Source organism: Streptomyces sp. NPDC026589 (assembly GCF_040638385.1).
Lineage (GTDB): Bacteria > Actinomycetota > Actinomycetes > Streptomycetales > Streptomycetaceae > Streptomyces.
The window spans coordinates 122383-132205 of sequence record NZ_JBEZYG010000026.1 but is presented as its reverse complement, the minus strand read 5'-3'; the positions used below and the strand labels follow the sequence as shown (position 1 = coordinate 132205).

6 protein-coding genes are annotated in these 9823 nt (G+C 68.5%); all 6 read left to right on the top strand.

Annotated features, from left to right (window positions below; translation table 11 throughout):
• Window positions 1-861 (top strand): beta-ketoacyl reductase (locus AB0F29_RS33905; RefSeq protein ID WP_361880421.1); only part of this gene is annotated, 861 nt, incomplete at its 5' end.
• 33 nt (window positions 862-894) lie between these two features.
• Window positions 895-6222 (top strand): type I polyketide synthase, encoded by a 5328-nt coding sequence (locus AB0F29_RS33900; protein WP_361880418.1) that lies wholly within the window; start codon window positions 895-897, stop codon window positions 6220-6222.
• Window positions 6223-6347: 125 nt separating this feature from the next.
• Window positions 6348-7115 (top strand): arylamine N-acetyltransferase, encoded by a 768-nt coding sequence (locus AB0F29_RS33895; protein ID WP_361880415.1) that lies wholly within the window; start codon window positions 6348-6350, stop codon window positions 7113-7115.
• Window positions 7116-7226: 111 nt separating this feature from the next.
• Complete coding sequence (locus tag AB0F29_RS33890; RefSeq protein WP_361880412.1) at window positions 7227-8297, top strand: 3-dehydroquinate synthase family protein; 1071 nt, start codon at window positions 7227-7229, stop codon at window positions 8295-8297.
• The gene (locus AB0F29_RS33885) at window positions 8294-8896 is read left to right on the top strand and encodes a 3-deoxy-7-phosphoheptulonate synthase (protein ID WP_361880409.1); all 603 of its coding nucleotides are present in this window, start codon (window positions 8294-8296) and stop codon (window positions 8894-8896) included. The genes AB0F29_RS33890 and AB0F29_RS33885 overlap by 4 nt, the downstream gene beginning before the upstream one ends.
• Window positions 8893-9726, top strand: coding sequence for a shikimate dehydrogenase (locus tag AB0F29_RS33880; RefSeq protein WP_361880407.1), 834 nt, complete (start codon window positions 8893-8895; stop codon window positions 9724-9726). Before AB0F29_RS33885 ends, AB0F29_RS33880 begins: the two co-directional genes overlap by 4 nt.
• The last annotated feature ends 97 nt before the right edge of the window (window positions 9727-9823 follow it).

Below are 9823 nucleotides of genomic sequence, written 5' to 3'. Positions count from 1 at the left end.
GCCAATGCTTCCCTGGACGCCCTCGCTCTCCACCGCCACCGCTCCGGCCTGCCCGCGACATCCCTCGCATGGGGCTACTGGAACAACACCAGCGGGAACCTGGGCATGGCCAATCAGCCGAGGACGGCCCCGCAGGGCCTGGTGGCACACTCCCGCCAGGAGGGTCTGGAGCTGTTCGACGCGGCACTGCAGTCAGACGACGCGGTGCTCTTGGCGGCCAGGCCGGACTACGCCGCGCTGCGCGCCCAAGCCGCGTCCGGACCCGTACACGTACTCCTGCGGAGCCTCGTGCGTGCCGGCCGTCGCACCGCTCGGCACGTGGCCCCCCGTTGGGGCGGCCTCGCTGAACAGCTGGCCGCCACGCTCCCGGTCCAGCGAGAGCAGATGCTGCTGGATCTGGTCCGGCGCGAGGTCGCTACGGTCCTGCGCCATTCGACACCCGGCAACGTCGACCCCGACCGGGCTTTCCGGGAGGTCGGCTTCGACTCGATGTTGGCCGTTGAACTCCGCAACCGACTCAACGGACTCGTAGGGATCCGCCTCCCTGCCACGATCATCTTCGACCATCCCACACCCCGGAGCCTGATGCGCCATCTGCTCGCCGAACTGTGCCCTGAGGCCGTTGGCGATGTGGCGGGTCGGGAGGACGAGATCCGGAGGGTCCTGGTCACCACGCCTCTGTCCCGGTTCCAGGAACTCGGTCTCATGGAGCAGCTCCTGCAACTGGTGGCGAGTGCCGGTGGTGAAAGTGCCACGGCGCCGGACACCGCCGAACCGAAGCAGGACGGCAAGCGGCTGATCGAGGAGATGGACGCTGACGACCTGGTGGAGCACGCGATGAGGAAAGCCCGGAAGCAGTAGCGGACGCGCGACCGGAACGAATGGAGACAGGGAATGACCAGCTCAGAGCCAAAGCTTGTCGAAGCGCTGCGGGCTTCACTGATCGAGAACGAGCAGCTGGAGAACGAGAACAAGAAGATCCGCGACAGCTTCACTGAACCGATCGCCATCGTGGGCATGGCGTGCCGGTTCCCCGGCGGGGTGTCGTCACCTGAAGAGTTGTGGGAGCTGATCGCCGATGGTCGTTCCGCAGTCGGCGCATTCCCCACCGACCGGGGCTGGGATCTAGAGAACCTGTACGACCCGGACCTCGATCGGGCCGGCACGACTTATGTGCAGCAAGGCGGATTCCTGCACGACGTGGGCGAGTTCGACGCCGGTTTCTTCGGCATCTCACAAAGCGAGGCGCTGGTCATGGACCCGCAGCAGCGTCTGATGCTGGAGACGTCGTGGGAGGCGATCGAACGGGCGGGCATAGACCCGGCTGCTCTGCGTGGCAAGAACGTCGGCGTGTTCGCCGGCGTGGGCGGGCACGATTACGCCACCGGTTTCCACAGCGTCCCCGACGAGCTCGAGGGCTACCTGATGACCGGCGGCTTGGCGAGCGTCGTGTCGGGACGGGTTTCCTACACGCTCGGGTTCGAGGGGCCCGCACTCACGATCGACACGGCCTGCTCGTCGTCCCTGGTAGCCCTGCACATGGCAGTGCAGTCCCTGCGTTCGGGAGAGTCGTCGTTGGCGCTGGCCGGGGGCTCCAGCGTGATGTGCACTCCCGCCGGCTTGGTGTTGGCCTCTCGTATGCGGAGTCTTGCGACGGACGCCCGGTGCAAGGCGTTTGCGGCATCCGCAGATGGAACGAACTCTGCCGAGGGCGTGGGCGTCCTGCTGTTGGAGCGGGTTTCCGATGCCATTCGTAACGGACATGAGATCCTCGGCGTCGTACGGGCCACTGCGGTGAACCAGGATGGCGCGTCCAACGGACTCACCGCGCCGAACGGGCCCTCGCAGCAGCGGGTGATCCGCCAGGCACTCGCTGTCGCTGGTCTGTCGTCCGCCGATGTCGACATCGTCGAGGCGCACGGCACCGGAACCCCCCTGGGTGACCCGATCGAGGCACAGGCCCTGCTCGCCACCTATGGTCAGAGCCGTGACCCCGGACTGCCGCTGTGGCTCGGTTCAGTGAAGTCGAACCTTGGACACGCGGGCCATGCGGCAGGCGTCGCCGGTGTGATCAAGATGGTGATGGCCATGCGGCATGGTGTGCTGCCGCAGACTTTGAACGTGGACGAGCCCACGCCTCAGGTTGACTGGTCCGCTGGAGCGGTCGAGTTGCTGACCGAGGCGCACGAGTGGCCCGAGGTCGGCCGTCCTCGTCGTGCGGGAGTCTCCGGCTTCGGCGTCAGCGGCACCAACGCGCACGTCATCCTGGAGCAGGCGCCCGAGCAGACATCCGTGAACACGTCCGACGAGAAGGCGCGGGTGCTGGGCGACTCGGTTGTGCCACTGGTCCTCTCGGCCCGTGGCGAGGCGGGTCTCGCCGGCCAGGCCCGGCACCTCGGTTCGTACCTGAGGCAACGTCAAGAGCTGGACCTGTTTGACGTCGGCCGGTCGCTGGTGCAGAGCCGGGGTCTTCTCCCCGACCGTGCGATCGTGCTCGCCGAGGACAGGGAAGAGGCGCTGACTGCACTGGACGCCGTGGCCAATGGCGAGTCGGCGACCGGTGTCGTCAAGGGAACGGCCGAGAGCGTAGTAGGCCAAACCGTCTTCGTGTTCCCCGGCCAGGGCGCACAGTGGGCGGGCATGGGAAGGGAACTGCTCGAGTCGTCGCCCGTGTTCGCAACCAGTATGGCCGAGTGCGCCGAGGCGCTTGACCCGCTGACCGGCTGGTCGTTGCTCGATGTGGTGCGGCAGGCGGAGGGCGCCCGGTCCCTTGAGGACATCGACGTCGTGCAGCCGCTGTCGTGGGCGCTGATGCTGTCGCTTGCCGCGCTGTGGGAAGCGTGCGGGGTCGTCCCGGATGCGGTCGTGGGTCATTCCCAGGGCGAGATCGCCGCTGCTTGCTTTGCCGGTGCGCTGTCCCTTCCGGACGCCGCCCGCCTCGTGGTCCACCGGGCCAAGGCCATCCACGCCGAGTTGTCGGGACGCGGAGGCATGGCGTCCCTCGTTGCCGGTGTCAAGGCCGCCTCCGTGCTGGTCGAGGAGTTTGCGGGCCTGGAGATCGCCGCAGTCAACGGACCCTCCTCAGTGGTCGTGACCGGTGAACTGCCCGCCCTGGAAGAGCTGCTCGCCCGGTGCCAGACCGAGGGCATCCACGCCCGCATGATTCACAGGGCCAACGCCGCCGGACACTCCTCACAGATCGATGTGCTGCGCGACTCTTTCCTTGAGGCGCTTACCGGGTTCTCCGGCGGGCCTTCGCGCGTGCCGCTGTACTCCACGGTGACCGGGCGACTCCAGGACACCACGGAGCTGGACGCCGAGTACTGGTATCGCAACCTGCGGCAGACCGTCCAGTTCGACCCGGCCATCCGGTCCCTGGCCGGTGATGGACATGGAGTGTTCATCGAGGTCAGCTCCCACCCTGTGCTGGCGTCGAGCGTCCAGGACGTGCTGGAGGAGCTCCAGGCACCCGCTGTCGTCACCGGGTCGCTGCACCGCGACGAGGGCGGCCCGCGCAGGTTCCTCGCCTCGCTGGCCCACCTGCACACCCACGGCGTTCAGGTCTCCTGGGGCGCCGTCCTGGGCCGCGGTACGGAGCGGCCCGTGGATCTGCCCACGTACGCCTTTCAGCGCCGGCGCTACTGGTTGGATCCGGCAGAGTCCGGTGGGGACGCACCAGGGCTCGGTCTCGAGGCGGCGGACCATCCCCTGCTCGGCGCGGTCACCGAAATCCCCGGCTCGGACGGCGTGCTGTTCACTTCCCGGCTGTCGCTGCGCACGCACCCCTGGCTCGCCGACCACGCGGCCGCCGGAATCGTCCTCCTGCCCGGAGCGGCCTTCGTGGAACTCGCCGTCCGCGCCGGCGACGAGATCGGGTGCAGTCTGGTCGGCGAACTGGTTATCGAGCGCCCCCTGCTGCTGCCCGAGAGCGGCGGTGTCCAGGTACGTGTGTGGGTGGGTGAGCCCGACGAATCTCGCCACCGCACCGTCCAGATTCACTCCCGCTGGGAGGAAGCCGGTCCACGTGGGAGCTGGACCCGTCATGTCTCCGGACGCCTGGTGCCGGAGGAGGGTGGGGCCGATTTCGACCTCACCCAGTGGCCGCCGACGGGCGCCACCGCCGTCGACCCGGACGTACTGGCCCGCGTCTACGACGGCATGGCACAGGCGGGATACGGCCACGGTCCGGCCTTTCAGGGCCTGCGCGGGGCGTGGACGCGCGGCGAGGAGGTGTTCGCCGAGGTCTCCCTGCCCGAGGCAGCGGGCAAGGGCGATGACTACGGGCTGCACCCGGCACTCCTGGACGCGGCCATGCATGCCTGGGTCTTCCGCACCGATATGGCCGGCGAGAGCCCGAAGCTGGCTCTGCCGTTTGTCTGGCGCGACGTCAGACTGCACGCCAGCGGAACCTCCACACTGCGGGTTCACCTCACACCGCTCGCCCCCGACACGATCCGCTTGCGCCTGGCCGACGCCTTCGGCGCACCTGTGGCTGCCGTCGACTCGATGGTCTTGCGACCGGTGGTCCCGGAACTGCTGCGTGTCGGCTCAGGTGCGTCCAAGGAGCAGATGTTCCGTGTGGCCTGGGAGCCCGTCTCCGTCAGGAGCGTGCATGACGAGCTGAACGTCGTACGCGTGACAACTGCCGAGGACGTTCGTGCCGTGGCCGGAACGCCCCCCGGCATGTTCCTCCTCGATGTGGCCGGCGACGGACGTACGGACCTCGCCGCCGTCCGGGACCTCACCGGGCGAGTGCTGGAGGTCGTCCAGGCGTGGCTCGCGGAACCCGCCTTCCAGAACACTCCTCTCGTCGCTCTCACACAAGCCGGTGCGGCCGTCCAGGACGGGGACCCGGCTCCCGATCTGGCCGTTGCAACGGCTGCCGGCTTGCTGCGTTCGGCACAGTCCGAGAACCCGGGCCGCATTCTCCTGGTCGACACGGACGGCACGGCGGCGTCAGCCCGGCGCCTTCCCGATGTACTCGCGTCCGGGCAGCCTCAGGCGGCACTTCGCAGAGGCGCGGTGGCGGTGCCGAGGCTCGTCAAGGCCGCCCCCGCCGACGCCCCTGGCCGCCCACTGAACCCCGAGGGCACGGTCCTGATCACCGGCGGCACGGGTAGGCTGGGGCGCCTGGCGGCCAGGCACCTGGTTGCCCAGCACAAGATCAAAAACCTCATCCTGGTCAGCCGGAGGGGACCGGACGCACCGGGCGCGGCCGAGTTGGAAGCCGAACTCGAGGGGCTCGGGGCGCTCGTCCGAGTCGTAGCGTGCGACGTGTCCGACCGAGACTCCATGGTCGCGCTTCTGGCCTCGGTTCCCAAGGACACCCCCCTTACCGGTGTGATCCACGCAGCCGGAGCGCTGGATGACGGTGTGGTGACGTCCCTGACGCCCGAACAGCTCGACGCTGTGCTCCGTCCGAAGGCCGATGCGGCACACATTCTGGATGAACTCACGCGCGATCTCGACCTCGCGGCCTTCGTCCTGTACTCCTCTCTTTCGGGGATCTTCGGTTCGGCGGGTCAGGGCAACTACGCTGCCGCGAACTCCTACCTCGACGCGCTGGCTGTACGCCGTCATGCTTCCGGATTGCCGGCGACCTCACTGGTGTGGGGATGGTGGGGGCAGGGATCGGACGCGCTGGATAAACTCGCTGAGGTCGAGCTGAAGCGTTTCGACCGCTGGAACAGCGCCGAACTCACGGAGCAAGAGGGCATGGAGCTGTTCGACCTCGCGCTGCTTGACCGGGACGCTGTTCAGGTCCTGACGAAGTTGGAACTCGACGCGCTGTGGGACCAGGCCAACTCCGCATCCGTCCCCCCACTGCTGCGCGGCCTCATCCGCGTCGGTCGGCGGCCCGCCCGTGATGGGGCGACCGGGGCCGACACGCTGGCAGATCGGCTGGCCGGGGCGTCCCCGGACCAGCGAGGAAAGATCTTGGTCGACCTGGTCCAGCGCGAGGTCACCACGATCCTCGGCTACGTGTCTGCGGACGAGATCGGACCGGACTTTTCCTTCTTCGACATCGGTTTCGACTCTCTGACCGCCATCGAACTCAGGAACCGGCTGTCGGCGCTCATCGGCGTCCGCATCCCGGCCACCTTCGCCTTCGAGTACCCGACCGCGGAACTGGCCGCCGAGGAGCTGCTGAAACGCATCGAATCCCCCGCGGACTCGCCGAAATCTGATGGCGCGTCAGACCAGGGCGGCTCCGGCACGTGATCTCAACTTCCCTAGTGACGTGCGGACGAAGGAACTAGGGCGTGTTGCGCAGCACGGCCGGCGCACCGGTCACCGACCCACCCCCTCCGCCACTCGCCGATGACGAACACCCAAGGAGATACGGCATGTTCGACAAAGAAAAGTATCTGGAGTACCTCGGCTTCTCGGGAACGCCCGACGCAAGCCTGGCGACCCTGCGGAAGATCCACCGCGAGCACCAGATGCGGATCCCTTACGACAGTGGTTACGCCCTGGACCTGAACAGCAGTGGTGACGCCCTCGGTCTGGCCCAGGCGTCCTTCGACCTCGACCCGGCCTTCGAGACGATCGTGCTCAGCGGCCGGGGCGGCATCTGCGTCGAATTGAACTTCATGTTCCATCGGCTCCTCGTCGAGTTGGGCTTCGACCTGCAGGTGCTGGCCGCAGCCACCGTCCTGCCGGGGGGAGTGTGGGGCCCTGACATCGAGCACATGGTCATGCGCGTCACCATCGACGGCGAGGACTGGCTCGCCGACGCCGGGCACGCGGGCATCTCCATCGTGGAGCCGCTGCCGTTCTCCGGAGAGACCGTGGTCCAGGACGGCATCGAGTTCCGGTTGACCCGTCGGGAGGAGCACTACTTCCTCGAGTACAAGACCCGCGCCAAAAACTGGCGCGACAGTTACCGATTCCTGCCGGTGACGCGTACCACCGCGGACTGGGCCCGTTGGCGCGACGCCCTGCCGGTGGAGGAGATGGTGGCGCACCCGCGGCGCCGCCGACGGGTCATCGACAACGGGCAGGTCACGCTCACCGCGAACCTCTTCCTGTCCGTTGAGGACGGCGTGGAGCGGCTACGTCTCATCCGGGACGAGAACGAGCTCGAAAAGATCGCCAGCACCTACTGGGGCTGAGCGGACGAACCAGCACGACCGCTTGCGGAAGGCCGGAGATGCTCGGGAAAGCCTCAGCTGAAGTGGCCGCCCCGGCGTATCACCGGCTTCCACAGGACAGAGTGAGGCGGAGTGAGAGAACAGATACCGGTCCACATCGGCGAGCGTTCCTACGATGTGCTGATCGGCCCTGGGGTGCGTTCCATGCTGGCCGAAGTGATCCAGGGGCTCGGTGCCCGGCGGGTGGCCGTCGTGTCGGCCCGGCCCGCGGAATGGGTACCCGACACGGGAGTGGAGACCGTGCTGCTGCCCGCCCGGGACGGTGAGCCGGACAAGACCCTCGCCACCGTCGAGGCCCTGTGCGCGGAGTTCGTACGCTTCGGCCTCACACGCAACGACGCGGTCGTCTCCTGCGGGGGCGGAACCACCACCGACGTGGTCGGCCTGGCCGCCGCCCTGTACCACCGGGGCGTGCCGGTGGTACATCTGCCGACCACGCTGCTGGCCCAGGTCGACGCGAGTGTCGGCGGCAAGACGGCGGTCAACCTGCCCTCCGGTAAGAACCTGGTGGGCGCCTACTGGCAGCCCGCCGCCGTACTGTGCGACACCGACTACCTGTCCACCCTGCCCCGGCGTGAGATGCTCAACGGCCTGGGTGAGATCGCCCGCTGCCACTTCATCGGCGCCGGTGACCTGCGCGGGCTCGGCCTCGCGGAGCGCATCGCGGCCAGTGTGCGGCTCAAGGCCGGCGTCGTCTCGGCCGACGAGCGGGACACCGGCCTGCGACACATCCTCAACTACGGCCACACCCTGGGCCACGCGCTGGAGCTGGCCGGCGGCTTTGCGCTCCGGCACGGCGAGGCCGTCGCGATCGGGACGATCTTCGCGGGCCTGCTCGCCGGGGCTCTGGACCGGATCGGTCCCGAGCGGGTGGCGGAGCACCGGGAGGTCGTCGAGTTCTACGGCCTGCCCACCGCGCTGCCCGAGGGGATCGAGACGGCCGAGCTGATCCGCCTGATGCGCCGGGACAAGAAGGCGCTCACGGGCCTCGCCTTCGTCCTCGACGGGCCCGGGGGAGCGGAGCTGGTCCACGACGTTTCCGAACAGGTCGTCGCGGAGGTTCTGGAGCGCATGCCACGGCAGCCACTCGGGCAACTCGTCGAGTCGGCAGGCTCCCACGGAACGGGAGCCGCGCCGGCATGACGCGCACATCAGAGGCAGCGCACGGCGAGGTCCGGAGCAGCAACGAACTGCTCGCCAATCCCATCGGGGTGAAAATCGGCCCCAGCACAACCCCGGATGAAGCCGTCGAGTACGTCCGCAGGCTCGATCCCCATGCCACGCCCGGGCGGCTGACGTTCATCAGCAGGGTGGGCCACTCCCAGGTCCGCGAGGTGCTGCCGCCGATCGTGGAGAAGGTCACCGCCACCGGCCACCAGGTGGTATGGCAGTGCGACGCGATGCACGCCAACTCCCGCACGACGCCGGATGGCCGCAAGACCCGCCACTTCGACGACATCGTCGCGGAGATCAAGGGCTTCTTCGACGTCCACCGCGCCCTCGGCACTCACCCCGGCGGCCTCCACTTGGAGGCGACCGGTGAGCACGTCACCGAGTGCCTGGGCGGGGCCCGAGGCCTCGGTGAGGCTGACCTGCCGGCCCGCTACCGTACCGCCTGCGACCCTCGCCTGAATGAGGAACAGTCCATGGAACTGGCTGTCACCGTCGCCGATTTGCTCGCAGAGGCCATCCGGCCGGCTGCCCAGCAGATCACCTCTGCCGACCCCTGGAGCCCGCGATGACCAACACCGCCACCCCGCCGCCGGCCCCGATCAGCGGCACCACCCGCTTGTACGCGGTGATCGGCGACCCGGTCGAGCAGGTCCAGTCCCCCGGCCTGCTCAACCCGCTCTTCGCTGAACAGGGCGTCGACGCGGTGCTGGTGCCGGTGCAGGTCCATCCTGGCGATCTGGAACGGGTCGTACGCGGCCTGCAGCGGATCGGTAACCTCGACGGCATCTTCGTCACCGTCCCGCACAAGGCGCACGCCGCCCAGCTCGCCGACCGGCAAAGCCGCACCGTCAAGATCGCCGGAACGGCCAACGTGCTGCGCCGCGAGACCGACGGCAGTTGGCTCGCCGAGAACTTCGACGGTTCCGGTTTCGTGGCTGGCCTCGCCCGCGCCGGGCATGAGATACGAGGCAAGCGGGTCGCGCTCGCCGGGGCCGGCGGGGCGGGCAGCGCTATCGCGTCCGCGTTGCTGACGGCCGGCGCGGACCGGATCGCCGTGACCGACCCGGACCTGTCCAAACGGGACACGCTTGTCGGCCGACTCGACACGTACTGGCCCGGCCGAATCCACGCCGTCGCCGAACTGCCCCTGCATGACAGCGACCTCGCGATCAACGCGACCCCGCTCGGACTGCGATCCAGTGACCCACTGCCGTTCCCGCCCGAAGCCCTCCCGCCCGCAGCGGTGGTGGGCGACATCATCATGAAACCCCACGAGACGCCCCTGCTGCGGCAGGCCGCCGCCCTCGGTCACCACGTCCACCACGGCATCCACATGCTGAACGGTCAAGTGGAGTCCTACTGCGAATTCTTCGGCCTGAGCGCACCCAGGATCGGCTGACGCACACACCCGCCACGATCACCAGCCGACCCACACTCCGACAGGCGGCTACCAGACCGGGGGATGTGGGGTGGTGAGCGCGGTGCCTAACGTGAAA

Coding starts and splice junctions, on each gene's coding strand:
- AB0F29_RS33900 (WP_361880418.1), top strand. CDS start 895: ATGACCAGCTCAGAGCCAAAGCTTGTCGAAGCGCTGCGGGCTTCACTG.
- AB0F29_RS33880 (WP_361880407.1), top strand. CDS start 8,893: ATGACCAACACCGCCACCCCGCCGCCGGCCCCGATCAGCGGCACCACC.
- AB0F29_RS33885 (WP_361880409.1), top strand. CDS start 8,294: ATGACGCGCACATCAGAGGCAGCGCACGGCGAGGTCCGGAGCAGCAAC.
- AB0F29_RS33895 (WP_361880415.1), top strand. CDS start 6,348: ATGTTCGACAAAGAAAAGTATCTGGAGTACCTCGGCTTCTCGGGAACG.